A 26,012-nucleotide genomic window follows, 5' to 3' on the forward strand; every position below is an offset into this window, starting at 1 on the left:
ATCTCCACAACCAAATCCTTCAGATGGAACGGCTTGGAGAGCACCTTGGCGTCCTTCGGGGCTTGGCTCTGGGCCGAGAGCGCCACGGCGGCAAAACCCGTAATGAACACGATCTTCATCGCCGGATCGGCCTCCGCGCCGCGGCGGGCGAGCTCGATACCGTCCAGGCCGGGCATGACGATGTCGGTCAAAAGCAGGTCGAACGTGCCCAATTCCAGCGCTTCCCAGGCAGCGTCGCCATCGCCATAAGCGGCGACTTCGTGCCCCGCACGGCTCAGGCTCGTCACCAGGAAAGCCCGGAGCGAGTCATCGTCTTCGGCCAACAGAATACGCGCCATACGCTAGCTCCGGATCGCCCGGTCCCCGTTCCTGAACCGGTAGCGTCTAGCATGGCGCGGGTAAAGGGCGGCTGAAGGCCACTCACGATTGCTAAACATGTGCAAACATTGACGCACAAGCGGCCTGCGGCGAACAATGCCGGCGATGGATTCATCCGATCTCGGCCACAGCGCGGCATGCGCGGCGACGGAGGGCGCTGGCCTGCCGGAAGCGCGGCGCGAGCCAGCGACCGAGGCGCCGTTCGCCCTGGTCGAGCCGCTGCATCGGACGAGCCCCCTCATCTTTTCCTCGCCGCACAGCGGCCGGCGCTACCCCGCGGAATTGCTGGCGGACGCCCGTGTCGGCCTGATCAGTCTGCGGCGTACGGAAGATGCTTATGTCGATGAACTGTTCGCTGGCGCGGCCGCGCATGGCGCGGCGCTGCTGACAGCCACGTTCGCGCGCGCCTATGTCGATCTCAACCGCGATGCGGCCGAACTTGATCCGGAGATGTTCGACGAACGTCCGCCGGCTTCGGTGCATACCTCTTCAGCACGCGTCCAAGCGGGTTTGGGCGCGATTCCGCGCATCAGCGGCGACGGACAGGCGATCTACCGACGTAAGCTTTCACTGCACGAAGCGGCGCGGCGCATCGACGCCGTGCATCGTCCTTATCACGCGGCGCTCGAGAATTTGCTCGCGCAAACCAAGACGCAATTCGGCTGCGCCGTGTTGATCGACTGCCATTCGATGCCATCCAGCGCGCGCGGCGCGCATGCGCCGGATATCGTGCTGGGCGACCGCTTCGGCGCATCGTGCCACCCTTCGGTGACGGCTTTGGCGGAAGCCACACTGCGGCGGCTGGGGTATCGCGTGGCGCGCAACGCCCCGTTCGCCGGCGGCCACACCACGCAGACCTATGGCCGCCCCGCCCAACGCGTGCATGCGCTGCAGATCGAGATCAATCGAGCGCTCTATGTGGATGAACGGACCTTGGAGCGCACTCATGGCCATACACGGGTGCGCGCCGATATGAGCCGTTTGGCCGAAGCGCTCGCCGCGGCGGCGCTCCATAAGAGCTTGGCTTAGCCACCCCCCCCGCCACCGGTGACAGCGGTCACGCCTTGCGGCGCAAAAAGAAAGCCGCGGGGGTTAGCCCGCGGCTGAAGGTCAATAGGGAGGAAACGCCCGATAGGGCGGGTGCAACGTCGCGAAACGCTGCAACGGTTCAAAACTAGTGTGCAGCGCAGCAAAGCGCAAGCTGAATTGACCGTCACATTCCCGTAATCAAAAGTACATGTCTGTTTTTATTGATTTTTTCTGCGCGCCCTGTCATATTGCGCTGCACACATGCGAAAACGCATGGATCGTGCATAAGGAATCCACACGCTTGCCGTTGATGCGGGCGCCCAATGTGGGCAGAACCCGCGCCTGCACTTCAAGAAAGCCCTGAATTATGGCCGAGCGCCTCCGGAATCTGGCGATCATCGCCCACGTCGACCATGGCAAGACGACCCTCGTCGACCAGCTGCTCGCCCAAGGCGGCGCCTTCCGCGCCAATGAGGCGCGCCAAGAGCGCGCCATGGATTCGAACGATCAAGAGCGCGAGCGCGGCATCACCATTCTCGCCAAGTGCACCTCGATCCTTTGGGACAAGGGCGGCGAGGAATATCGCCTCAACATCGTCGACACGCCCGGCCACGCCGATTTCGGCGGCGAAGTCGAACGCATTCTGGGCATGGTCGATGGCTGCGTGTTGCTGGTCGACGCCAGCGAAAGCGTGATGCCGCAAACCAAGTTCGTCTTGTCGAAGGCGCTGGCGCGCGGCCTCAAGCCGATCGTTGTGCTCAACAAGGTCGATCGCCCGAGCGCCGAGCCGGACAAGGCGCTCAATGAAATCTTTGAGCTCTTCCTCGCGCTGGGCGCCAGCGATGAGCAAGCCGATTTCCCAATCCTCTACGCCTCCGGCAAGGAAGGCTGGGCCAAGACCGACATGAGCGGTGAGAACAAGGATCTCACGCCGCTGTTCGAACTCATCGTCCGCCACGTGCCCGATCCGGAGCCGATCGCGCGCAAGGATGAGCCGTTCGCCTTCCTCGTCACCATGCTTGATTCCGACCCGTTCCTCGGCCGCGTGCTGACGGGCCGTGTCGAAAGCGGCCGCGTGAAAGTGGGCGACAACGTCAAAGCGCTCTCGCGTGACGGCAAAGAGATCGAGCGCGGCCGTTTGACCAAGCTGCTCTCCTTCCGCGGCTTGAAGCGCGTGCCGGTCGAGAGCGCGGAAGCGGGCGACATCATCGCCATCGCCGGCCTTACAGATACGACGGTTGCGGACACGATCGGCGCTGTAGATCTGCCGAAGCCGCTCCCCTCCACGCCAATTGATCCGCCGACCTTGGCGATCACGGTGTCGATCAACGATTCTCCGCTCGCCGGCCGCGCCGGCGACAAGGTGCAGAGCCGCGTGATCCGCGCGCGCCTGATGGCGGAAGCGGAATCGAACGTGGCCATCCGCGTGACCGAGACGGGCAATAAGGACGCGTTCGAAGTCGCGGGACGTGGCGAATTGCAGCTCGGCGTGCTCGTGGAAACCATGCGCCGCGAAGGCTTCGAGCTTTCGCTCTCGCGCCCGAAAGTGCTGACGCGCAGCGAAAATGGGCAGACGCTGGAGCCGGTCGAAGAAGTCGTGATCGACGTGGACGATGAATATACCGGCGTCGTCATCGAAAAGATGAGCATGCGCAAAGCCGAATTGCAGGACATGCGCCCATCGGGCGGCGGCAAGACGCGCCTCGTGATGTACGCGCCGTCGCGCGGCATGGTCGGCTATCACGGCGAATTCCTCACCGACACGCGCGGCTCGGGCGTCATGAACCGCCTCTTCCATTCGTGGGCGCCGTGGAAAGGCGAGATTCCGGGCCGTCGCAATGGCGCGCTGATCTCGAACGACAACGGTATGTCGACGGCCTACGCGCTGTGGAATCTGGAAGAGCGCGGCCAGATGTTCATCGCCGACGGCGAAGACGTCTATGAAGGCATGATCATCGGCGAAAATAGCCGTGGCGAAGACCTCGACGTAAACCCGCTGAAAGGCAAGAAGCTCACCAACGTGCGCGCCTCGGGCAAGGATGAATCCATCCGCCTCACACCGCCGCGCCGCATGACGCTCGAACAAGCCATGGCCTGGATCGAGGATGACGAGTTGGTGGAAGTCACCCCCGCCGCCATCCGCATCCGCAAAGCCTATCTCGACCCGAACGAGCGCAAGCGCGCCGCGAAGGCCAAGGAAGCCGTCTAGGTCTCAACCGGCGGGCATTCGGCAGCAGAACCAATCGCCACGTTACCGAAGCCATCCATCCGGAGGCGAGCCCGCACATCCTCAGTGATAGTTGGCGCGGCGCCCCCATCGGCGCAGATCACGATCCGGGCATGAGGGTAGATGTACATCACCCTCATGTTGGGATTGTCGCGGATGGCGTGCTCCAAGGTCAGGTTTACCAACTCCTGAAGAGCGACGGGCTCATTGTTTACTGAAAAGCTGTGTTCGGCGCCCGCAGAATGTACGCGCACGATTGTTCGCGGCTGAGCGGGTGCCCACCCGATCGTTGCCGTGAAGGCAAGGACGGCGAAGATCGCTTTCGTCGCGGCAACCCAACGCAAACGCATTGCGTTAGTTAGTATCGCAGCTCACCATCGCGCAAGAGTTGTGCGGAGGCGCGGCATGATCGATCCCAACGGCATCGCCCATATTCAACTGACCGTGCGCGACGTCGCGGCCAGCCGGCCATTCTACTATCGGCTGCTGCACGAAGCGTTCGGCATGCGCGTGCAATACGACCACCCCGAAGTGTTCTATTGCATCGGCGGTCGCACCGGCGTGCTGATCCGCGCAGCCGCGCCCGAACATCGCGACACGCCGTTCGATCAATGGCGCATCGGCCTGCACCATTTCTGTTTCCGCCTCCGCGCGCGCGAAGACGTCGACGCCCTGCACTCATCGATGCGCGAGTTCGGCGCGAAGATCATTCGCGCCCCCGAAGAAGGCGCCTGGGCGCCTGGCTATTATTCAACCTTGTTCGAAGACCCCGACGGCATCCGCATCGAAGCGCTCTTCATCCCTGGCAGCGGCAATTTGGATCGCATCAAAGATAAGCCGCTAAATCCGGTGGCTTAAGATGGGCTCGCACCACGGAGCGCCGCAACAAGCAGCTCCGCGAGATGGTCCGCGTTTCGAACGACCTTTTCGGCCGGCAGAGCCCTTGTTACGCGCGGATACTCGTCAATAAACTCAAGTTTATCCGCTGCGACAAGATTGTGCTTCGACATCACGTCCCTAAAAGCCACTTCGTCGTTGAACCATATCTTGAAGTGCTTCGTTACCGAGACGAACACCTCGTCGATCTGGGCGTCGGACTGCTGCACGATCCCGAACTGTACATATCCATCGTGCTGCAATTGATAGACGTGCGGCTCAAGTGCGGACAACAAATCCGACACATTGCCCTCACCCAACGCAGCGGGGGTCTCATCGTCCTTATGCGCGAACAGAAGTATGCCGCGCGAACCAACTAGAGCCTCGACCAAATCACGAAACACCGACCACACCACAGTCGCGTCGACATTTGCCTCGGCATAAAATTGAAACGCTGGATCGTTTGCCACCTTCGTAACAAAGCCCGGCGCGATGTTGGCATTTCGCACGCGTTCCCAAATTTCTTCGCGCACGGCGCTAGGCCCAGGAATTTCCTCGCGGGTCGCCAGCGATACTCCATCGGGAAATACTAGCGTGTTCGCCATTACGCCCCCTCCAGCGCCTCACTCGCTTCGAGCCAAGCTGCTTCCGCCTTCACGAGCGCCGTCGCCGCGTGCGCGCGTTCCTTCAGCAACGACTCCCCGCGCTTCTGATCGCGCGTAAACAATTCCGGATCGGCCAGCGCTGCATCGATCTTCGCCAGCGTCGCTTGCGCTTGCTGCATCTCCGCTTCCGCCGCCTCAAGCTTCCGCTGCAGCGTGTATTTCGAAACCTTCGGCTTCGCCTCAGCTTGCGCCGAAGCGACCCCCACTTGCTTCACCGCGCCCTCGTCACGCGGTCGATCCGCCGCCGCGACAAGTTTGCGATAGTCTTCCAGATCGCCGTCATATTGGCGCGCGCGGCCGTGATAGACGAGCCACAAGCGATCGGCGCAAGCTTCAGCCAAGTAAATATCGTGCGTGATCAGCAGCACCGCGCCTTCATATTCGTTGATCGCGTGGATCAAGGCCTCGCGGCTGTCGATGTCCAAGTGTGAGGTTGGTTCGTCCAAAATCAGCACATGCGGCTTCGCATGCGCCATCAGACCCAGCAGCAGCCGCACCTTCTCGCCGCCGCTCAAATTCTGCACCTTCGTGTCGATCTTTTCGACGCCAAAGCCCATGCGGGCCGCGAGCGCGCGCAGCTTCGGCGGCGCCCAATCGGGCTCCAGATCGCGCACGTGCTCCAGCACGGTTTCGCCTTCGCGCAATTCGTCGAGCTGATCCTGGCTGAAATAGCCCATCACGGCTTTGCCGGACGCGACGCGCTTGCCCGCGAGCAGCGGCAAACGCGCGGCGATCGATTTCACCAATGTTGTCTTGCCCTGCCCGTTCGGGCCGATGATGACGATGCGATCGTCATGATCGAGCCGCAGCGACACCTTCTTGAGGACAGGCTTGCCTTCGATGTAGCCGAGGTCGGCTTCGTCCAGCACCACCAGCGGCGACGCCAGCTGCACCGGGTCCTCGAAATGAAACGGGATCGTGCGCTCTTCCAGCGGCACGGCGATATCCTGCATCTTTTCGAGCTGCTTGATCCGGCTCTGCGCCTGCGCCGCCTTCGACGCCTTGGCGCGGAAGCGGTCGATGAACTTCTGCAGGTGCGCCTTTTGCGCGTCCTGCTTGGCCTTCATCCCCTGCGCCAAGGCCATGCGCTCAGCCTTCTTTTTCAGATAGGCGTCATAGCCGCCGACGAAGACTTCGAGCTTCTTGTCGTCTAGCGCCAGAATGTGCGTGACTGAGCGATTGAGCATTTCGCGATCGTGGCTGACGCAGATCACGGTGTGCTCGTATTCGCGCAGATATTCCTCGAGCCAAGCCGCGCCCTCGAGATCGAGATAGTTCGTTGGTTCGTCGAGAATGAGCAGGTCGGGCTTGGAAAAGAGCACGCCGGCGAGGGCGGCGCGCATACGCCAGCCGCCGGAGAACTCCCTCGCCGCGCGCGTCAAATCCTCTTGTTCGAAACCCAAACCGACCATGATGGCGCTCGCGCGCGCTTCGCCCGAATAGCCGTCGATTTCGGCCAGGCGCATATGAATGTCTGCGATGCGCTGGGGATCTTCGGCCGTCTCTGCTTCCTTCAGCAGCGCCGTCATTTCCTCGTCCGCCGCCATCACGAGTTCGATCAGGGGCGTGTCGACCTGTGGCGCTTCTTGCGCGACGAAGCCCATGCGCGCGCCTCGACGCACGCGGATCGACGCATTGGCCTTGCCCACCTCTTCGCGGATCAGCTTCAGCAGCGTGGATTTGCCCGTGCCGTTGCGCCCGACTAGGCCCACCTTCCAGCCCTCGGCGATGAACGCATTGGCGTTCTCGAACAAAGGCCTGGGGCCGATGCGATAGGTGAGGTCGGAAATCTCAAGCATGGGGGCTGCGTTAGAGCCGGCAAGCGGCGCGATTGCAAGCTTTGGCCGCTCGCGCACGCGGTCGTGAGACTGTCGCGCAAAGAAAAACGGCCGTGGCTTGGAGCCACGGCCGCCTTTCTCCCCTTGTCGGCGCGACGAGCCGCGCCAGCAAGCCGTCTTAGTAGCGCGCCCGCAGCGTGATGCCGTAGGTGCGCGGGTCGCCCAGGAACGCGCCTTGCGTCGGGCCCGCTGTGCCCTGTTGCAATGGCACGTCGAACGCGACCTGCACGTATTCTTCGTCCGTCAGGTTGCGGCCCCACAATTCGAGCGAATAACGCTCGTCCGGCGTCGAGATGCCGATGCGGCCGTTCACCAGCGTGTAGGACGGCTGCAGCTTCGACGGCCGCAGATCCGAACCGGTGTTTTGATCGTCGACATAGCGCACGTCGAGATAGGCCAGGCCCATCGCGGCGCCGTCGAACAGCGGACGATTGTAGGTGAACGCCGTCGTCGCGGTCCATTCCGGCGAGTTGGTGAGTTGCGAGTTCGGCAAGCGCGCCAACGTCTGTTCGCCCGTGAGCGGATTGCGGTTCGCCGCGACCCAACCATCGTCCGGACCATAGGTGGCGTCGGTGTAAGCGATGCCGCCATTGATGGAGAGGCCTTCGATCGGCGTGCGCCAGATCAGGTCAAGCTCAACGCCTTCCGAGGTCACTTCCGGCACGGTCGTCACAACGAATTGGATGCCGTTGTAGGTGTTGAGCTGGAAGTTCTCGTACTCGTTTTGATAGATGGCGAGGTTCAACAGCAGGTCGCCATCGAACCAATCGGTTTTCACGCCGATTTCGTAAGCATCCACCAATTCGGCGTCGAATGCCGAATTCGGGGCGCCGCCCAGATAGGTGTAGTCGAAGTTGCGGTCGAGATTGAAGCCGCCACCCTTGTAACCGCGCGACGCCGAGACGTAAGCGGAAATGTTGTCGGTGAATTCGTGGCGCAGCGAGACCACGCCGGACCATTCCTCTTCTTCACGCGACTGGTCGTAACCAACGCCATCCAGGTCGTTGCGCAGCCAGGGCACGCAATAGGCCGAACGCAGCGCCGAGAATGCTGGCGCGAGCGCCGCGAGCGGACCAGCCGGCACGGCCGTGGGGTTGCAATTGTCGAAGGGCGCCAGCGTGCCAGGCGCGAGCAAATACGCGCCTTCAACACCAGCGACCGTGAGCGACATGAGCGCGCCAGCGTCGAACGGCGTGGAGAAGTCCGCCGTCAGATCCTTTTCCTCGCGCGTGAAACGCAGGCCCAGCGTGAGGTCGGTCCGATCGCTGAGCGCCACGATGTTGTGCGTGAACAGCGCCAGCGAATTTCCCGATTGCAGGTACGAGTCGAACGAGCCCACATTCGCCGGCACCAAAGCCAGCGCGTTGTAGAGCGTGCTGCCAGAACCGCCGGTCGGCGCGACGCCGAGCCCCGGAAGCACCGAACCGCCAGTGATCAAGCTATCCAGGCCTGCGAAATACGTGCCGTACTGCGAACCAGTCTGGAACGAGAAATCACGCTCGATCTCTTCGTCCGAATAGAACATGCCCACGAGCCAGTTCAGACGGCCCGCTTCGCCGGCGAGACGGAATTCCTGCGTGAAGATGCGGAATTGAGTGCCGACGTCGTCGCCTTGCGGCACATAGACGATGTCCGCTTGCGAATAATCGGAATCGCTGCCGCCGCCGGACGACCAGGAACGGTAGGCCGAGATCGAGGTCAGCGACGCGTTCCCAAAGTCCCAATTCAGCTCGCCCGAGACGCCATAGTCTTCAAGCGACGCAGGGTAGCCGTAGTTCGAGAATCCGTTGCGCGCGCCGATCTCGCCATCGCCTTGCGCACCCAGCGGGGTGGCGCCGCTCACGTTTGGCCCATAGCCGCCGAGGTTTGCGATCCATTGCGTGCGCAGCACGCCGTATGGGATAGGCGCACCTTCCACGCCCGACGCGTTCATGTTGGTAACAGGGTTCCCGTTCAGCAATTCGGGATCGAAGATCTGCGCCGCGCAGCACGATTCGTCGCGCTCCGAATAATCGGCGATCAGGCGCAGATCGATATCGTTGGTGATTTGCCACAAGAATTGGCCGCGCAAATTGTAGGCGCCGCGCGTATTGGCTTCGCCTTGACCATCGTTGGGCCGGCTCGGTCCGAGCAGCGGGTTCGCGCCGTCGATGTTCATGTCCATGAAGCCGTCGCGGTCGGACTTGGAGGCGAAGAAACTGAGGGCCACCATGTCCTGCACCAGCGGCAGGTTCACGCCGGCGGCGAAACGGGTCTCGCCCCAATCGCCATAAGTGGCTTCACCGAACGCGTCGAAATCGTTGAGATCCGGCGCACGCGTGTTGATCGTGATGAGGCCCGCCGAGGTGTTGCGGCCGAACAGCGTGCCTTGCGGACCGCGCAGCACTTCGATTTGCGCAACGTCGCCAAGATCGGAGAGCGCAACGCCGTTCCGCGCGCGATAGACGCCGTCGATGAAGATGCCGACGGCGGATTCCAGACCCGGGTTCGAGCCTTGTGTGCCGACGCCGCGCAGACGCGCCGTGGCCGAGGCTTCGCTTTCAGAGACATTGAATTGCAGCGCCGGCGCGACAGACGTCAAATCCTGAACATCGCGAATGCCCGAATTGGCGATCATTTCCGCCGTCACCGGCGTCACAGCAATTGGCACTTCCTGCAGCGACTGATCGCGCCGGGTCGCCGTGACGACGATCTCGTCTTCCTCCTGAGCCAGGGCCGGCGTCGCCGTGACTGCGCCTGCAACCCCTAGACCCAAAGCCATAAGCGCGCGCGTGCTCGCGCGGAATCCATCCCGCTTCTTCGACATAAAATTAAGCCTCCCGCGTGTCTCCGAGGTCTTTAAGCCTCGCCGTACACAAGTGTATGGTAGAGTTGCTTTTGTTCTGGCGTCTAGAGCAAAAAGCAACGACACACGAGCCGTGTTCCTGAGGTAACACTGACACGCGTCAGTGCTGCACCGCAACATAAGGCCGAGACTGAGAGAGCAGCCCATGAGCGAAACATCGCCAAGCGGGGCAACTAATCTGGACGTGGCGGCCTGGGTGGAGGCCGCGTTCGACGCCATGGCGGAAGGCGGCATCGACGCCGTCCGCGTGGACCCACTGGCGAAACGTCTCGGCGTGACGCGCGGCAGTTTCTACTGGCACTTCGCCGACCGCGACGCGCTCTACTTGGCCATGCTGAAGCATTGGCGCGAGGGCGCGAGCTATCTGGTCTATGCCCGGGTGGAACGCGGCGCCGATTCCAAATCACCGGCCGAACGCCTCGATACGCTTCTGTCGTTACCTTATTCCAGTCCGCGCTCGGCGCGCGCCGCGGCCATCGAGCTGGGCGTACGTCTGTGGGCGCGGCGCGACAAGCGCGCCGCGAAAGCCGTGCGCCACATCGACCGCGTGCGCATGGATTATTTCCAGAAGCTGCTCATGCAGCACGGTCTGGACAAGGACCAAGCCCGCAAACGGGCCTTTCTCTTCTACGCCGCGCTGATGGCAGAAGCGCTCTTGTTCGTCGATAACCGCGATCAAACGCGCGTTGACCTGCGCGAGGCCCTGCTCGGCTAGGCCGCGCTCAGGCGACGCGGCGCCCTGGACTCGCGGACTCTTGATCGGTCCGGAACGTGGCGACGAGCGCGGCAAGATCCTGCGATTGCTGCGTCAGCGACGTGACGGCTTCCAGCATGCGCTCGGCAGCGGCGGCTCCCTCTTGCGTCATGCGATCCATGCCGCTGACCGCTTGCGAAATCTCGCCCATCGTCCGCGCTTGTTCGTGCGACGATGCGGAAATGTGCGCGACCCGCTCGGAGGCGTTCTGCGCCATGCCCACGATCTCTGTCACCGCCGAACCGGAGGCGCGCACCAGCTTCACGCCAGCTTCCACCTGATCGCGGCTGAGCTGGAGTAGACCCTTGATCTCGTTCGCGGACTCCGCCGAGCGCTGCGCCAGCGCGCGGACTTCGTAAGCGACCACCGCGAAGCCGCGGCCATGCTCGCCTGCGCGCGCGGCTTCGACTGCTGCGTTGAGCGCAAGCAGATTGGTTTGAAAGGCGATGTCTTCGATCAGAAGCAGAATTTCCGCCACGCGCCGCGAGGAGCGCTCGATCTCTTCGACGGCGTTGACCGCGTCGCCCGCGAGCTTGCCGCCTGCTTCGGCCCGGCGCGCTACGTCCACAGTGGCGGCCGCGACCGCTTCGGCGGTGCTCGCATTGGCGCGAACGCTCTCGGTGATTTCCACGACGGCGGCGGCCGTCTCTTCGAGTTGCGCGGCCTGCATCTGCGAGCGGCGCGACAGCTCGTTCGCATCCTCAAAGATGAGTCCTGCCTGGGCCCGAGCGCCATCGCTGGCGCGCGACGCCTGGCCAATCGCGCCGGCGAGCGCTTGCGCGGCTTGGTTCAGATTGTTCGCCACCGTCGCAAACCGGCCCTCGAACTTGCGCTCGATCTGACGGCTTAGGTCGCCATTCGCCAGCGCCTCAGCCTCTTTCTCCACCTCGCCGAGGAAGGAATCCGCGGCGGCGCAGATGCTGTTGAGTCCTTGGGCGATGCTGAGGAAGCCGCCAAGTTCGGCGCTCTCCGGCGCGCGCTTAGAGAAATCGCCGGCGCTGGCGGCCTCGACCACAGCGCCGATCGCTTCGTTGAGTTTGCGTTCCGTCTCGATGCGCACCGCTTCGACTTCCGCGGTGGCGCGGCGCATTTCGAGGGCATTGGCGCGGAAAACGCCCAGGCTGTCGACCACGGCGCCAAGCTCGTCCTTGCGTGCAAGCGCTTGCGCGTCGACGTCCAATTCGCCTTTCGCCAGCGAATGCGTCACCGACGCGATACGCCGGATCGAGCCCACGGTGGAGCGCGAAATAATCCAAGCGAACAGAGCTGCAAGCAGCGCGGCGAAGGCCGCCACGCCGACCAGGGTAAGCATCGCAGCATTGGCGCGGGCGGCGCTGGCGCGGGCTTCTTCATCCGCGTCCTGCAGCGCGTTCTGGATGATTTCATCCGTGGTCGCCTGCATTGAATTGTAGCTTTCGCGGAACGGGTCGAGGAACGACACCGCGCTCACGAAATCGATTTCCATCATCGAGCCGACGAACTCGATCACGCCCTTGAAGGTATCAAGGTCCGTCGAAAGTCGCTCGAACGAGGCCGCGACCTCCGGATCGCTCGCGCTCGCGCGCATCTCCTCGACTTGCGTCTTGAGGGCGTCTACGCGAGCACTCAAATCCATGACTTTGGCGGCGGCGCCGGGACGGCCGGCCGCCTGCTCCGTCAGCGCCTCGTTGAGCGAGGCGTTGATCGATTGAATTTCCGAATCGATCTCCGCCAATGCGCGCATCCGCGGCATTTGTTCGGAAGCCAATTCCTGCGTCGTCGCCGACTGGCCGCCGAGGATGCCGGTGGCGGCGGCGGCGATGGCGACGATCAGGGCGATGGCCGCGCCCGAAGGCGCGAGCATCTTCACTGAGAACGGTAGATTGGAAAGAGCGCGATCGAGACCGCCTCCGGTCAAGCCGGCGAATTGCTTCTTGAGCGTGGAGATTGCCATCGATCGCGCTTCCATTCGTTTCGTGTCAGAAGCTCGAGCGCAGTGTCAGCACCACGCTACGCTCTACCGGCGACACGCCCACAGTCTGAGTTTCTTCTTCGAGCAGATTATGCCCGGAGAGTTCCAAACGAAGTGTGTCGCTGGCGCGCCAAGCGGCGAGCGCGTTGAGCTGGACATAGCTGTCGACTGAGCTGAGCCCCGTCAGGACGGCGCCTTGGCCGAATTGCTGGGTCTCGCTCGTGTAGCGCGCATCTGCGCCGAATTCCCAGCGATCGCCAATCCACATGACGCCGCCGGTGACGACGTGCTCGGGGCTGGCGTCCTCGAAATTGGCCTGCGCGGTCGGCGAGGTCAGCGTCTCGAAATCATCCGAGATGTCGCGGTACGAGTATTGCGCGTCCCAGTGGATGCGGCCTTGTTGGCCTTCCACGCCGATCTCGAAGCCCTGCATTTCCGACTCACCGATATTGCCGGCGAGGGTGCCGGCGACGGTCGGCACGAGCGAGAACACTTGCGAGTACGCGCCCAGCATCCGCAGGTCCTCGTTCTTCTGCCAGAACAGCGAAGCGCGCAGGCGACCATTGATGGAGGGGATGTTGTGATCCCAGCCAATCTCGGCGTTATACACGATCGTCGGCGCCGTAGCCGGGTCGCCGAGATAGAACGCAGTGACGCCTGGGCCGGGCGGCGGCACGGGCAGTTGGAAGCCGTACTCCAGCAAGCTCGGCGAACCGATGCCGCGCGCGGCGGAGAACCGCAGCGAGTCGTTGTCGGAGAGCTTGTAGACGGCGCCGAGATTGTAACTCCACTCACTGAAGTCGCGGCTGTAATCGGCGTTGGTGAACGGCATCAGCGGCAGCGTGTCGCCTTCACGCTCCAGCTCCAGCGTGTCGAAGCGCACCGCCGAGGTCAGCGAGAGCGCCGATGTCGCCTGCCAATTCCACATGCCCGAGAGCGCATAGACGTCGTAGGACAACGTGCCGAGGCCATCGTCATACTCGTTCATGCGATACTCGCCCGCCACTCGCAGCGTGTGCGCCGGCGCCGGCTTCATGATCAGCGAGGCGGACGCCACCGTGATGGCGTTGTCGAAGCGGATGGCGCCCAACGACAGATTGTCGGTCAGGTCCAGATTGTTGCTGTAGATCTGGGCGCTGAACATGCCGAGACTAGTGTCGGAGAACAGCGCAAGCTTCAGCGAACTCGTCTCGTAATCGCCTTCGATCAGCGAACCTTGATAGCGTTCAAGCCGCTCGTCGAGGCTCCAGGTGGCTTCGGCTTCGATGCGGGTCTTGTCGCTCAGGGCATACACCGCATTGAGCGACGCGGAGCGCGCGCTCGGGTCCAAGGCGCCATAGCCAAAGCCGGCGTTCGAGAGCAGATCGTCGCCATCGGACGCGTCAGCATCGAAGCCGCCGACTGAGACCCGGATGCCGAAATTGTCGGCCGCGCGCATGGTCCACACGCCCGAACCGGCGACATAGCCGTTCGTCCCGGCGGCGGCCGTCACTTGATCGATGTCGTCACGCAGCGCGTCGTAGGTGATGATGTTGACCACACCGCCCGCGGCGTTGAAGCCGAACAACGCCGTGTTCGGGCCGCTGACCACTTCGATCTGCTGGATTTCGCTCAATTGAACCGGGATCGCGTCCCAATTGGTCATGCCATAATGGTCAAGATAGACTTGGCGGCCGTTGACCAGCACCAGCAGGCGCGGAGTCATGCCGCCATTGTAGCCACGAATGGCCACGTCGGTTTGCCCGCGCGTCGAACGCATCACGTCGACATTGGCCAGACCTTCCAGCACGCCCGGAATGTCGGTGGCGCCCGAGCGCTGGATGTCTTCTTGCGTGATAATGGTCATGTTGACCGGCGCCTCGGTGGCGCGTTGCGGCGCGCCCGTGGCCGAGGTCGTGACCGGCTCGTTGAACAATTCTTGGAACGCCGCGCGGTCAACGCTGTCGGCGGCCGCTTGGCCGGAAATACTTGCGGCGCCCGCGAGCGTAACCGCCGCCAAGCCACGATTGATGGTCTTCATCTTCTTGTCTCTCGATTGGGTTGGGTTGGTCACGTCAGATCTCGCGGATCATCACGCGGAAGGCTTGGGCGAAGCTGATGCCGTTCGCGCTCGACGCAGCGCGAGAGACAACAATCTCGACACGCGGTTCAGCGGCGACGCCGACCACGCAATTGCCGGAATTCACACAGGCCATGTCAGTGGACAGCGTGACGGCGTGGAGACCGCGCGCAGCGGCCGCGATCGCGGCATGCGAGCCGCCCTGGCCTTCAGGCACGATGATGACGCGAGCGCCGGAGCCGGCGAGCGCGCCGACCGCCACTTTGCGCGGCACCAAGGTGACGCCGCCGCCGGCGACGCCGGCGCCCATCGCGGCGACAATCGCGTCGGCGCCAGGACCATCGACAACAGCGACGGTGACGTTGCCGCGCGGCAATCCTTCAACGAAGCCAACGGCGCGCGCCATGACCTGCAGGTCGCGCTCGGATGTAGTCGCCAGCGCGGGTGCGCTCGCCAACATGGACGCGGCCACAAGCGCCGCGACAAACTTTAGTCTCACTGAACCCCCCGTTTCTGCAGCACTTGCAAGAACGCGGGGGATTAAATCCTGTGGGTAAGCCTAATCAGACGTAAAGGCCGCTGCGTATCGGTTGTGCGGCGCAGCCGCGTCGCGCGTTCGTTGCGGTCCGCGGACCCGCATCGCCGCTGCGGCGCCCGGTCCGCGGATACCGCCCCGAAACGAAATGATGGCTACATAATTCATCTGCCAGCATCATGCGCAACATCAGCGGCATAGCGCGGATTCTGATTCAGTCGGCCGCTCGGACCACCCTCCCCAACGTCACCGAAGCATCGCCATTGTGCGCCCGAGTCGTCTCGGCGGGTCGCGCCGCCGCCACGTCCGCGACGACCTCGGGCACACTCAGGTATTGCCCGAGCACGAGCCAATCGGTCGGCGCGGCGTCGGCGCCGACGACGAGCACCCACTCTGCGCCGTCACAGGTGCGACCAATACAGACTAGGCTGGCGAAATCCGTGCGCGGCGCCGCGTGCTGTAACGGGGCGCCATCTACGCCGTTCAGAGTCGCGCTGGAAAGCGCCGCCGCAAACGGGACCCGAAGCGTGACGCGATAAGCGCCATTGGCGCTGATCCGGAGGCGAAGCCGCCGCACGCCGGCGACGGTCTCGTCAGCCACCAATTCCATGCGCGGGGCCGCCGTGCCGACGCCGGAGACAGGGGCGGCCCAAGATGGCGTGCGGTCGCCCGGCAGCACGGTTCGGGATTCGAAGGGCGCGGCGGCGGCAATCGCCGGCGGCAAGGGCACAGCGGCCGCGCCAGCCACAATCCAGGCGTCGTCGTTCACGGCATCCTGGACATAATTGATGTTCAGACCGCGCGGGCGCGTTGGCGTCGATGCCGGAAGCGCCGCCGCAACCGCAACGCCGGCCATGGCCAAACCGCCGAGAGCAGCAGCGCTCGCGCGCCACGGCTTCCCGCCCTGCAACCGCGCAATCGGTCCCAACCAGGGCAGCATGGCGGTCGCGATCAGCGCGGCGTTGAGCGCCGGCATGTCGTAGCCGAGCGCGACCTCCACCAACGCGAACAGCGGCGCCCAGATCATCAGCGCCACAAGCGCCGCACAAAGCGCGCCAATGCGCGCCGCGACCGGCCAGCGCCAGGCCAACAACGCGGCGAACGCAAAGATCGCGGTCGATAGCGCCACAAGGACGGACAAGCCCGGCAGCAACAATGCGCCAACCAAACCAAGGCTCGCGAACCACAGCATCGCCGCCGCTTCCACCATCGGCGCGCCGGCGCGTTTGCCGGCGAACCAGAGACCGAACGCGAGCGCGCTGAGCGAAATCAGCCCAATCCAGGCGCGCGTCGCTGCGGGGTAGCCAAGCCAAAACATCCCCGGCCGCAGCATGTGGAAGGCAAGGCCAACGAGAAACGCGGCGAAAGCGGCCACGATGATCGCGACAAGCGGTGACGCCAAAGCGCGCCAACGCCCTTCCCGCCCGCGGGTCCAAAAATAGACGGCGCAGATCAGCACGCTCATCGCAAGCAACGCCGTGCCGAGCCATGCAGGCAGGCCGATCAGCGCGCGGCCAATGATATCGGTGAAGACGAGAGTCTCTACACGCCCGGCATCGGCGTTCGTCGCGAACGCCCGCACCGTGCCGAGCGCGCTGTCGCCCATGTGCTGCAGACTCGCGCGATCCATATTGGCGAGATTGTCTTGCGGTGTGTGATAATTGGGCCAGCTATCGGAGATCGCGATGTTGACGACATCGAGCCCCGCGCGCCGCAACACCGTCACATCGGTCGAATTCGGCAGCAGATCATAGACCGCGGCCATCATCGAATTCGCCATCGGCCGCCGCGTCCCCGCCGCATAGGCGCGCACGGAATCCGCGTTGGGCGTCGCCGTCTCGAAGAACGTCGCCGGTCCGCTCGTGCCGCGCGCTTCGAGGTTCACCAGCGCTTCGACGTCATTCATCTGCGGGTCTTGTTGGGCGAACGCGTAGGCCCCGAGCAGCGCCACCTCTTCGCCATCGCTGAAGAGAAAGATCACGCGGCGCTGCAATTGCTGCTGGGAGAGCAAACGCGCGATCTCCAGCCACGCGGCCATGCCCATGCCGGCGTCGCTGGCGCCCGGGCCGGCGGGCACTGAATCATAATGTGTCGCCGCCAGGACCGCCGGCCCCTGCGCGGGACCGACGCTGAATACGACATTGCGCACCCGACCGCACAGCGAGGCCGGTGAGTCCGGGTGCGGCAGACAGACAAAGTGCTCGCGCACTTCTGGCGTGAGGCCAAGCGCGCGGATTTCCGCAAGCAGACGCGCGCGCACCCTGTCGCCAGCGTCGCTATCCATCGGATGCGGCTCTTCCGGCGAGAGCACACGTGCGATGCGTGCGTACGCGGCGTTGGTGTCAAAGGCGTCCGGCGGGTTCGAGCTGCGGACCGGATCGGGCTGGATGACATAGCCGGCGCCCATCAGCGCCAAGAACAACAAGCCGAACAAAAGCAAAGCGCGCAGCGACATGATCCCACTCCCCGGAGCGCAAATCTCACGCGCAGAGACGCTTGCCTAGATGGCGCTACGGTTTTGGGAACGAGCGAAGGATGGTGGACCTGAGCGGGATCGAACCGCTGACCTCGTCATTGCGAACGACGCGCTCTCCCAACTGAGCTACAGGCCCCCTTCGCGGGAAGCGCGGTATAGGGCCGGTGCGCGCGGGGCGTCAACGGGGCAGGCGCCAGCTATCAGGTGTCGGGTGTCAGAAACGCAGCGCGAGAATGGGTCGCAGCCGACACCTGAGCCGAGACGCCTAGCGCCTGGTTGCGGAATCGGCCCGGCTCCGGCATGACCCGGCCTCATGATCCACATCATTTTCGAGCTGATCCGCGCGGTCCTGGGGCTGATTTCGGTCGTGCTGATCGTCCACGTGGTGATCTCCTGGCTGTTCGCCTTCGACGTTGTGAGTCGCCGCAACGATCTGGTGAGCGGCATCTGGCGCTTCACCAGCGCCATCACCGAACCCATGCTGCGGCCGCTGCGCCGGCTGATCCCGCCGATCGCGGGCGTCGACCTTTCGGTGCTGGTGCTGCTGCTGGGCATTTATTTGCTGCAACACGAAGTCACGTGGTGGCTTGAGCGCCTGCTGCGCGGCGAAGGCGCATTCCTCTGAGCCGCCTGCGTGTCCGGCTGACGCCTTCGGGCGGCGCCGACCGCATTGACGGCGTGAGCCTGGACGAAGCTGGCCTACCCTATCTCAAAGCGCGCGTGCGCGCCGCCCCGGAGAAAGGTGAGGCGAACGCGGCGCTGGAAAAGCTATTGGCCAAGGCGCTCGGCGTGCCGAAGTCCAACGTGCAAGTGGCGCGCGGAACCACCGCGCGCCTCAAGACGATCGAAATTGAAGGATTGAGCGACGCGGAGATCGCCGCGTTCCTCGACAAGTTGAAGGAGTCGCCATGAGCGGACGCATCATCGACGGGAAAGCCATCGCGGCGAGCGTGCGCGCTGATGTGGCGGCTGCGGTGAAAGCGCTGCCGGGCCAACCGGCTTTGGCGGTCGTGCTCGTCGGCGACGACCCAGCGAGCCAAGTCTATGTGGCATCCAAGGGCAAAGCCACGCGCGAGGCTGGCATGCGTTCGCTTGAAATCCGGCTGCCGGCGGAAACGAGCGAAGCGGACCTGATCGCCCGCGTCGATGCGCTGTCGCGCGACCCGGAGGTCGACGGCATCCTGGTGCAGCTGCCGCTGCCGAAGCATCTCAACGAAGCCAATGTGCTCGCCGCGCTCGATCCCTTGAAGGACGTCGACGGCCTGACCGAAGCCAGCGCTGGCAAACTGGTGCTCGGTAAGCCGGGCCTGCGCCCCTGCACGCCGGTAGGCTGCGTCATCCTCGCCAAGACCGAGCGGCCCGATCTCGCAGGTGCGAACGTGGTCGTGATCGGCCGCTCGATCCTCGTCGGCAAACCGGCGGCGCTGCTCTTCCTGGAGCAGAACGCGACGGTGACGATCGCCCATTCCAAGACGCGCGATCTGAAGATGGTGTGCCGCGGCGCGGATATCCTTGTGGCCGCGGTCGGTCGTCCGGAAATGGTCCGCGGCGATTGGATCAGGCCGGGCGCCGTCGTCATTGATGTCGGCACCAATCGCGTACCCGCGCCTGAGAAGGGTGAAGGCAAAACCAAACTCGTCGGCGACGTGCATTTTGCCGAAGCAGCGCAAGTCGCGGCGGCGATTACACCCTCCCCCGGCGGCGTCGGCCCCATGACGATCGCCTGCCTTCTGCGCAACACTGTGCTCGCCGCATGCGCACGCCGGGGCTGGACCGTGCCGGACGCACTCGCAGCACGTTAAATGCGACCCTCGGCGCTTGTGAGCATCGGAAACCGCGTCTAGCTTCCGCCCCCTAGCCCACCAGGGAGGGGATCCAACGTGGCAAATCCATCGAAGCCAAGCGGTCTCGGCCGTCTGTTCATCCGCAAATCGGTTGAACAGATGCATGCTGAGCACGAGCAAGGCGAATTGAAGAAAACGCTCGGGCCGATCAATCTGATCTTGCTCGGCATCGGCTGCATCATCGGCACCGGCATTTTCGTTCTGACCGGTCGTGCGGCGGCGGAATTCGCCGGCCCCGGCATCATGATTTCATTCGTCATTACTGGCACGCTCTGCGCGCTTGTGGCGCTCTCGTACGCGGAGCTCGCGTCGGCGATCCCGGTTTCAGGTTCGGCGTACTCCTATTCCTACGCCTCCATGGGCGAGATCGTCGCCTGGGTGATGGGTCTGCTGCTTGTGCTCGAATACGGCTTGGCGGCTTCGACCGTCGCCGTCGGCTGGTCAGGCTACACCGTCAGTCTGCTCGCGGATTTGGGCGTGCACATACCCGCCGCGCTCACAGCGGCGCCGGGCGTGCCAGTTCTTGACCACGACACCGGCGAACAAATCGCTGTGGGCATGGTGAACCTGCCCGCCATTATCGGTCTGATCGCCGTCACCTGCTTGCTCGTCGTCGGCATTTCGGAATCGGCGCTAGTCAACAACATCGTCGTGTTCATCAAGGTGGGCGTGGTCGTCGCCTTCATCGTGATCGGCGCGGCCTATGTGAACCCTGACCTCTGGACGCCGCTCATCCCGGAACAAATCCCGGCGCCGGCGCCGGGTACGGACATGAGCATCTGGGCGCAGATTGGACGCGCGCTTTGGGGCGTGCTGACAGGCGCGGACACTGGCCAGTACGGCGTGCCCGGCCTGATCACAGGCGCGGCGACCATCTTCTTCGCCTATATCGGCTTTGAAGCGGTCTCCACGGCCGGCGCGGAATCGAAGAACCCGGGCCGCGACATGCCGATCGGCATCCTCGGCTCGCTCATCATCTGCACCATTCTCTACATTCTGACCTGCGCTGTGCTGGTCGGCATTGTGCCGTACACTCAGCTCAACAACCCAGCGCCGATCGCGCTGGCTGTCGATCAAATCGGCCTGCCGTGGTTCGCCTTCGTGGTGAAGCTCGGCGCCTTCGCTGGTCTCTCTTCGGTGATGCTGGTGCTGCTCTACGGGCAGACGCGCATCTTCTACACCATGGCGCGCGACGGGCTGATCCCGCAGGTGTTCGCCAACGTCCACCCGAAGCTAAAGACGCCCTGGATCAACACGATCCTGGTCGGCCTGCTGGCGATGGGCTTTGGCGGATTCATGAGCCTCGACTCGCTGGCGAACCTCACGAACGTTGGCACGCTCGCCGCCTTCGGCATCGTCTGCTTGACGGTGATCTATCTGCGCTTCGCCCGGCCGAACATGAACCGGCCGTTTAAGACGCCGCTGTTCCCGATCACGCCGCTGCTTGGGGCGCTGATGTGCATCTTCTTGCTGCTGTCGCTGATGGCGCACGACGAAACGCGCAACTTCTTCCTGATCTACCTGGCCGGCGGCTTCGTGCTCTACTTTGCCTACGGCCTGTGGAACTCGAAGCTCGGCAAGGGCGAGATCGTGGTCGGCCACGAACAGCCGAACCCGGTTCAACCGAACCAGTAAGGAAGACCTCAAACTCTAACAGCGCCGCCGTCGAAAGACGGCGGCGTTTTTGTTTGCGCTCGCCTTTGCCGCCCATCGCGCCATATTGAGCGCAGAGGAGCGAACCCATGTCCGCAGAAAGAATTGGCGCAGCCGAAGCCGTGGCGCGCTTGAATGGCTGGCGCGCCGTCGAGGGTCGCGACGCCATCATCCGGGAATTCCGCTTCAAGGATTTCAACGCCGCCTTCGCCTTCATGACGCGCGTGGCGCTGTTTGCGGAGAAAAACGACCATCACCCGGAATGGTTGAACGTCTTTAATCGGGTCGAGGCGACGCTGTCGACGCACGACGCTGGCGGCGTGACGGACAAAGACGTCGCCCTGGCCCACTTCATGGACCGCGCGGCCGAAGATTATCGAGACTGAGTCCTCGCCCCGCGCAATTGGGGCGCGGACCTACAGGATCAGCGCCCGCAGCGCGTAAGCGACCGCCGCCACCACGGCTAAGCTGCCAACCCACAACGCCACGAACCAGAGCATCCGTTTGCCCAAAGGCTTTGGCGCTTCGCCCTCCTCGGGCGGGCCTTCAATGATAGGCGGCATCGGTGTCGACCTTGGCGCGGAAGATCCAATAGACGTAAGCGGTGTAGCCCAGAATGATCGGCAGCATCGGGATCGCACCCCAGAGCATAAGCGCGAGCGCGTTGTCGGCCGCCGCCGCATCCGCAGGCGTCATGGCGAACGGCACGATGTAGGGCCAGAGGCTGACGGCGAGGCCGACATAGCCGATCAGGAACAAGCTTACAGCGAATAGATACGGCGCAAGGTGGCGGCGCTTGTCGGCGCCACGCCACAGCAAATAACAGATCGCAGCGGCCAGCAATGGCAGCGGCGCGAGCTTGATGAAAGTCGGCCAATCCACGCTGGTCATGGTGAGGCCCCAGCGCTCGGTGACACGCGGATCGACGCCGAGCGTGGCGAGGCTAACTGCGCCCATCGCAAGCGCGGTGAGCAAAGCGAGTTGCTTCACCCAAGCGCGCGCGCTCTCAAACAGATCGCCTTGGGTTTTGAACACGAGCCATGTGGCGCCGAGCAGCGCGTAGCCGATCACGAGCGCGGCGGCGACGAGCAGCGAGAAGGGCGTCAACCAATCCAACGCGCCGCCGGCGAATTGTCCGCCTTCGAGTGTGACGCCTTGAATAAAGCCGCCCAGCACCATGCCTTGCGCGATCGCCGCGACGATGGAGCCGGCGGAGAACGCGATCGTCCACCATTTCGCCCCAAGGCCGCGACCGTGATGGCGAAACTCGAACGCGACGCCGCGAAAGATCAGCGCCAGCAGCATCAGGATGATCGGCGCGTAGAGCGCGGGCATCAAAGCGGCGTAAGCTTTCGGGAATGCCGCGAACAAGCCGCCGCCGCCGAGCACGAGCCAAGTTTCGTTGCCGTCCCACACCGGCGCGATCGCGGCCTGCATCTGGTCACGCTCGCGCGCATCCTTCGCGAACGGAAACAAGATGCCGACGCCTAAATCGAAACCATCCAGCGCCACATAAAGGAAGACCGCGACGGCGATCAGGATCGCCCAGATCATCGAAAGCTCAAGCATCACGACGCCTCCCCGATCGCGGCGCCAAGCGGCGTGCCAGGCGGTTGTTTCGACTGCGGCGGCGGCTCGTCGGTTTCTGGCCCTTTGGCCATGAGACGCAGGATGTAGAGTGCGCCGGCGCTGAAGACGATGGCGTACACGACGATGAAGAAGATGAGCGACGTCGCCACCGAGCCCGCACTGACGGGTGACACGGCGTCGGCGGTGCGCAACACGCCATAGACGATGTAAGGCTGGCGGCCGACTTCGGCGGTGATCCAGCCGGTGAGGACGGCGATGAAGCCGCTGGGCGCAGCGAGCACAAGCGCGCGATGATACCAGGCAGCGGTGTCCAGGCGCTTCAGCGCCCAAGCTGCCGCGCCCCAAAGCCCAAGCGTCAACATGATGAGGCCCATGCCGACCATGATGCGAAAAGCCCAGAACGTGATCCATACGGGCGGGCGGTCTTGTTCGGCGAATTGATCGAGTCCCGGCAGTACGACATCGGGACCAGCATTGTTCACGGTCGAGCCCAAGCCGGGAATGGCGACCTCGAAATGATTGGTCTCGGCCTCTTCGTCGGGCCAGCCAATCAGCACGGTGGGTTGCTGCGTACGCGTGGTCCACCAACCCTCAAGCGCCGCCACCTTCGCCGGCTGGTGATGACCGGCGACAATCCCGCTCTCATGGCCGACCATGATTTGAATTGGGGTGACGATCGCCATCATCAGCACGGCCATGCGCAGCGCCATACGGCTTTCGGGCAGCGCCTTCTTCTTCAGAAGCGCAAACGCCGAAGCGCCGGCGACGACCATGGCGGTGGTGAGATAGGCCGCCAGCACCATGTGCGCGAAGCGGCTTGGCAGCGATGGATTGAAGATCACGTCAACGAAGCTGGTCGCGATCATCGTGCCGTCATCGGCCCAGGTCCAGCCTTGCGGCGTCTGCATCCAAGAATTGGCCGCGAGAATCCAAAACGCGCTAATCAGGGTGCCGATTGCGACCATGCATGTGGAGAAGAAGTGCAAGCCCGGCCCCACCCGCTTCCACCCGAATAGCATGATGCCGAGGAAGGAGGCTTCGAGGAAAAACGCGGTGAGCACTTCGTAGGCCAGGAGCGGGCCGATGACGCTGCCGGTGATGGAGGAGAACAAGCTCCAATTGGTGCCGAATTGGTAGGACATGACGACGCCAGAGACGACGCCCATGCCGAACGAGAGCGCGAAAATCTTCACCCAGAAGAGATAGAGGTTCTTGAAGATCGGCTTCTTCGTGAAGAGCCAAAGCCCCTCCAGCACGGCGAGAAACGACGCGAGCCCGATCGTGAAGGCCGGGAAAATGATGTGGAAGCCGATCGTGAATGCGAACTGCAAACGCGATAAGAGCAGCGCGTCCCATTCCATGTCTCACCTCACGCGCGACAATCTATGCCGCTACGCAAGGGCGGCCAAGCTTGCGCTTTGCCGCGCCGCGCCACACAGTCGCGCGACATAAAGGGAGGAAAACATGGCCGGGCGTGTTGCGGGCAAGAAGGTGTTTGTGACGGGCGGCGCGCAAGGCTTGGGCGCGGCGATCGCGAAAGCGGTGGCGGCCGAAGGCGGCAAGGTTGCGATCGCGGACATCAACGCCGCGGGCGCTGAAAAAACCGCAGCCGAGATCAACGCCGCGCATGGTGCGGGCACGGCTTCTGCGTACGCGCTCGATGTCACGAATGAGGAACAATGGATCGCTGCGCTCGAAGCCGCGAACACGGCGATGGGCGGCATTTCGGGGCTGGTCAACAACGCGGGCATCGCCGGCGACAAGGGCGGCGTGGAAGATCTCGATTTCGCAACCTTCAAGCGCATCATGAGCGTGAACGTGGATTCCGTGTTCTTGGGCGCCAAATACGCGATCAAGTATCTGGCCGCCAACCAACCCGGCTCGATCGTCAACATCAGCTCGATCGCCGGCATCATCGCCAGCTGGAACACACCCGCTTACAACGCCTCGAAAGCGGCGGTGCTCCACCTCTCGAAGAACATCGCGCTCTATTGCGCCAAGAAGAAGCTCGACGTGCGTTCCAACTCGATCCACCCAACCTTCATCAGCACGCCGATCCTCGACCCGCTGCGCGCCATGTTCGGCGCCGAGGAAGCGGAGGCGAAGCTGGCGCGCCAGGTTCCCCTGGGCCGCATCGGCCAGCCCTCGGATATCGCCATGGCGGCGCTCTATCTCCTCTCGGACGAAAGCCGTTTCGTCACCGGCGCGGAACTGAAAGTCGATGGCGGCATCTCGGCTATGTGATTTGCCGAGCCGGTTCCCGTATCCAACATTGAAGGAATGAAAGCACTGATGCGCAAGCTCGCGGCCCTTCTCTGCATCTTCACGCTGGCCGCCTGCGGCCAACCGGCCGCGCCCAGCGGCGGTGAAACGCCCGCCCCCGCGGCACAGGGCGGCGCGGACGAAGTGATGCTCGGTTCGACGCAGAACCTGCCCGATTGGCTGCTGGTCGCACGCCAGCGCGACTGCCGGGCCGAGGGCGCGGACGATCAGGCCTGTATCGGCCAAGTGCATTTCAACCAGCGCACCATCACCCGCAGCGCCGACGGTTCGACCGCCGACATCTGGGTACAGGTTACGCACGGCCAAGAGCAGCTTTATCAATACGAGACCGACAGCACGCGCACGACTATCCGCTACACCCAGCAGCGTTTGCACTACCGCTTCAACTGCACCGATCAGCAATTCACCATCGTTGAGCGCCAGATCATGGGCTCGAACGAAACCGTGGTGGCGCGTGACGAGCCGCGCCAAATCTATCGCGCGCCGGCGCAGGGCAGCGCCACGCACATCGTCATGCCGATCGCCTGCCGCGGGGCCTGAGATCAGCCCTGGCGGCGCTGGTAGATGATGTTGACCAGCAGCACGCGTGCGCCGGGCGCGCCGAGCGCCTGATCGATCGATTGCTGCATCAAACGCGTCAGTTGCGCGGGGTCGGGGGCCGTGCGGTCGCGATAATAGGTTGACGCATAGACGGCGAGCGCCGTGCGCAACGCATCGCGCAGACGCGGGCCATTGAGCTGCGCGCGGCGGCGCAATTCCGCATCCGGCACATCGATGCCCATATCCACGACGATGGTGCCCAGCGTTGAACTGCGCTGCAACACCCCCGCCGACAAGGTGGGCAGCGGGATGAACGATTCTGCCGAGGTCAATCGCTCCTGGCGCGTGGCGGGGGCTTGGCCGCTGCCCGAGCCAGCCGCAGCCGCCGGGCCCGCGCCCAGCGCCGCGCACAAGCCAAGAATGAGGGCGCGTCTCCGCATGCGCGGAAAGTGCGCCAGCGTGGTTAGGG

24 protein-coding genes and 1 tRNA gene are annotated in these 26,012 nt (G+C 63.8%); 11 read left to right on the forward strand and 14 right to left on the reverse strand.

The annotated features are described in order from the left end of the window. Positions 1-338, reverse strand: a 338-nt coding sequence (gene cpdR, locus VF769_RS01155) for a cell cycle two-component system response regulator CpdR (RefSeq protein WP_331006530.1), incomplete at its 3' end; no start/stop codon positions are given. A gap of 145 nt (positions 339-483) precedes the next feature. Between cpdR and VF769_RS01160 the strand changes: the two genes are divergently transcribed. Then, entirely contained in the window at positions 484-1,407 is a 924-nt protein-coding gene (locus tag VF769_RS01160) for an N-formylglutamate amidohydrolase (RefSeq protein WP_331006531.1), read from the forward strand. A 367-nt stretch (positions 1,408-1,774) separates the two neighbouring features. Further along, positions 1,775-3,616, forward strand: coding sequence for a translational GTPase TypA (gene typA, locus VF769_RS01165; protein ID WP_331006532.1), 1,842 nt, complete (start codon positions 1,775-1,777; stop codon positions 3,614-3,616). Here typA and VF769_RS01170 read toward each other — a convergent pair. Then, positions 3,613-3,984: a hypothetical protein gene (locus tag VF769_RS01170; protein ID WP_331006533.1), complete on the reverse strand. Its 372-nt coding sequence runs from the start codon at positions 3,982-3,984 to the stop codon at positions 3,613-3,615. The two genes, typA and VF769_RS01170, sit on opposite strands and share 4 nt — an antisense overlap. A 55-nt stretch (positions 3,985-4,039) precedes the next feature. Here VF769_RS01170 and VF769_RS01175 point away from each other — a divergent pair, with 55 nt between their 5' ends. Next, on the forward strand, positions 4,040-4,492 hold the full coding sequence (locus tag VF769_RS01175) for a VOC family protein (RefSeq protein ID WP_331006534.1): 453 nt from the start codon (positions 4,040-4,042) through the stop codon (positions 4,490-4,492). Here the strand turns inward: VF769_RS01175 and VF769_RS01180 are convergent. The 3 genes from VF769_RS01180 to VF769_RS01190 all read right to left on the reverse strand — a co-directional run bounded on the left by VF769_RS01180 (position 4,489) and on the right by VF769_RS01190 (position 9,819). Then, a complete protein-coding gene (locus VF769_RS01180) occupies positions 4,489-5,115 on the reverse strand; it encodes a hypothetical protein (protein ID WP_331006535.1) in 627 nt (208 codons plus the stop codon). The two genes, VF769_RS01175 and VF769_RS01180, sit on opposite strands and share 4 nt — an antisense overlap. Next, positions 5,115-6,974 (reverse strand): ABC-F family ATP-binding cassette domain-containing protein, encoded by a 1,860-nt coding sequence (locus VF769_RS01185; protein ID WP_331006536.1) that lies wholly within the window; start codon positions 6,972-6,974, stop codon positions 5,115-5,117. The genes VF769_RS01180 and VF769_RS01185 overlap by 1 nt, the downstream gene beginning before the upstream one ends. Positions 6,975-7,131: 157 nt before the next feature. After that, a complete protein-coding gene (locus VF769_RS01190) occupies positions 7,132-9,819 on the reverse strand; it encodes a TonB-dependent receptor (protein ID WP_331006537.1) in 2,688 nt (895 codons plus the stop codon). A gap of 184 nt (positions 9,820-10,003) precedes the next feature. Here VF769_RS01190 and VF769_RS01195 point away from each other — a divergent pair, with 184 nt between their 5' ends. Next, on the forward strand, positions 10,004-10,573 hold the full coding sequence (locus VF769_RS01195; RefSeq protein ID WP_331006538.1) for a TetR/AcrR family transcriptional regulator: 570 nt from the start codon (positions 10,004-10,006) through the stop codon (positions 10,571-10,573). A gap of 7 nt (positions 10,574-10,580) precedes the next feature. On the opposite strand, the gene VF769_RS01200 is transcribed toward VF769_RS01195, so the two are convergent. The 5 genes from VF769_RS01200 to VF769_RS01220 all read right to left on the reverse strand — a co-directional run bounded on the left by VF769_RS01200 (position 10,581) and on the right by VF769_RS01220 (position 17,769). Then, positions 10,581-12,545 carry a methyl-accepting chemotaxis protein gene (locus VF769_RS01200; RefSeq protein WP_331006539.1) on the reverse strand — a complete coding sequence of 655 codons (1,965 nt, stop codon included), beginning with the start codon at positions 12,543-12,545 and terminating at the stop codon, positions 10,581-10,583. A 25-nt stretch (positions 12,546-12,570) separates the two neighbouring features. Further along, entirely contained in the window at positions 12,571-14,583 is a 2,013-nt protein-coding gene (locus VF769_RS01205) for a TonB-dependent receptor plug domain-containing protein (protein WP_331006540.1), read from the reverse strand. 34 nt (positions 14,584-14,617) lie between these two features. Further along, positions 14,618-15,121, reverse strand: a complete 504-nt coding sequence (locus tag VF769_RS01210) for a hypothetical protein (protein WP_331006541.1) — start codon at positions 15,119-15,121, stop codon at positions 14,618-14,620. Positions 15,122-15,371: 250 nt separating this feature from the next. Then, positions 15,372-17,612, reverse strand: coding sequence for a M28 family peptidase (locus tag VF769_RS01215; protein ID WP_331006542.1), 2,241 nt, complete (start codon positions 17,610-17,612; stop codon positions 15,372-15,374). Positions 17,613-17,693: 81 nt separating this feature from the next. Then, positions 17,694-17,769 (reverse strand) — tRNA-Ala (locus VF769_RS01220). A 177-nt stretch (positions 17,770-17,946) separates the two neighbouring features. On the opposite strand from VF769_RS01220, the gene VF769_RS01225 reads away from it, so the two are divergent. From VF769_RS01225 to VF769_RS01245, 5 genes are all read left to right on the forward strand, one after another. After that, positions 17,947-18,258, forward strand: coding sequence for a YggT family protein (locus VF769_RS01225; RefSeq protein ID WP_331006543.1), 312 nt, complete (start codon positions 17,947-17,949; stop codon positions 18,256-18,258). Positions 18,259-18,263: 5 nt separating this feature from the next. Then, positions 18,264-18,545 carry a DUF167 family protein gene (locus tag VF769_RS01230; RefSeq protein ID WP_331006580.1) on the forward strand — a complete coding sequence of 94 codons (282 nt, stop codon included), beginning with the start codon at positions 18,264-18,266 and terminating at the stop codon, positions 18,543-18,545. After that, positions 18,542-19,435 carry a bifunctional methylenetetrahydrofolate dehydrogenase/methenyltetrahydrofolate cyclohydrolase FolD gene (folD, locus tag VF769_RS01235; protein ID WP_331006544.1) on the forward strand — a complete coding sequence of 298 codons (894 nt, stop codon included), beginning with the start codon at positions 18,542-18,544 and terminating at the stop codon, positions 19,433-19,435. Before VF769_RS01230 ends, folD begins: the two co-directional genes overlap by 4 nt. A gap of 78 nt (positions 19,436-19,513) precedes the next feature. Next, complete coding sequence (locus tag VF769_RS01240) at positions 19,514-21,112, forward strand: amino acid permease (RefSeq protein ID WP_331006545.1); 1,599 nt, start codon at positions 19,514-19,516, stop codon at positions 21,110-21,112. A 107-nt stretch (positions 21,113-21,219) separates the two neighbouring features. Then, entirely contained in the window at positions 21,220-21,516 is a 297-nt protein-coding gene (locus tag VF769_RS01245; RefSeq protein WP_331006546.1) for a 4a-hydroxytetrahydrobiopterin dehydratase, read from the forward strand. 30 nt (positions 21,517-21,546) lie between these two features. On the opposite strand, the gene VF769_RS01250 is transcribed toward VF769_RS01245, so the two are convergent. From VF769_RS01250 to VF769_RS01260, 3 genes are read right to left on the reverse strand one after another with little or no spacing between them, the layout of a single operon-like run. Then, positions 21,547-21,693 (reverse strand): hypothetical protein, encoded by a 147-nt coding sequence (locus tag VF769_RS01250; RefSeq protein WP_331006547.1) that lies wholly within the window; start codon positions 21,691-21,693, stop codon positions 21,547-21,549. Next, positions 21,677-22,702 carry a cytochrome d ubiquinol oxidase subunit II gene (gene cydB, locus VF769_RS01255; protein ID WP_349258072.1) on the reverse strand — a complete coding sequence of 342 codons (1,026 nt, stop codon included), beginning with the start codon at positions 22,700-22,702 and terminating at the stop codon, positions 21,677-21,679. Before cydB ends, VF769_RS01250 begins: the two co-directional genes overlap by 17 nt. Next, on the reverse strand, positions 22,699-24,081 hold the full coding sequence (locus tag VF769_RS01260) for a cytochrome ubiquinol oxidase subunit I (RefSeq protein ID WP_331006549.1): 1,383 nt from the start codon (positions 24,079-24,081) through the stop codon (positions 22,699-22,701). The genes cydB and VF769_RS01260 overlap by 4 nt, the downstream gene beginning before the upstream one ends. Positions 24,082-24,184: 103 nt before the next feature. Here VF769_RS01260 and VF769_RS01265 point away from each other — a divergent pair, with 103 nt between their 5' ends. Together VF769_RS01265 and VF769_RS01270 are read left to right on the forward strand one after the other, a co-directional pair. Beyond that, positions 24,185-24,964 (forward strand): SDR family oxidoreductase, encoded by a 780-nt coding sequence (locus VF769_RS01265; protein WP_331006550.1) that lies wholly within the window; start codon positions 24,185-24,187, stop codon positions 24,962-24,964. 48 nt (positions 24,965-25,012) lie between these two features. Continuing rightward, positions 25,013-25,543: a hypothetical protein gene (locus tag VF769_RS01270; RefSeq protein ID WP_331006551.1), complete on the forward strand. Its 531-nt coding sequence runs from the start codon at positions 25,013-25,015 to the stop codon at positions 25,541-25,543. Between the two features lie 2 nt (positions 25,544-25,545). Here VF769_RS01270 and VF769_RS01275 read toward each other — a convergent pair whose 3' ends face one another. Next, positions 25,546-25,983, reverse strand: coding sequence for a hypothetical protein (locus VF769_RS01275; protein WP_331006552.1), 438 nt, complete (start codon positions 25,981-25,983; stop codon positions 25,546-25,548). Positions 25,984-26,012 lie beyond the last annotated feature (29 nt).

Source organism: Vitreimonas sp. (genome assembly GCF_036392335.1).
In the GTDB taxonomy this organism is placed as follows: domain Bacteria; phylum Pseudomonadota; class Alphaproteobacteria; order Caulobacterales; family Aquidulcibacteraceae; genus Vitreimonas.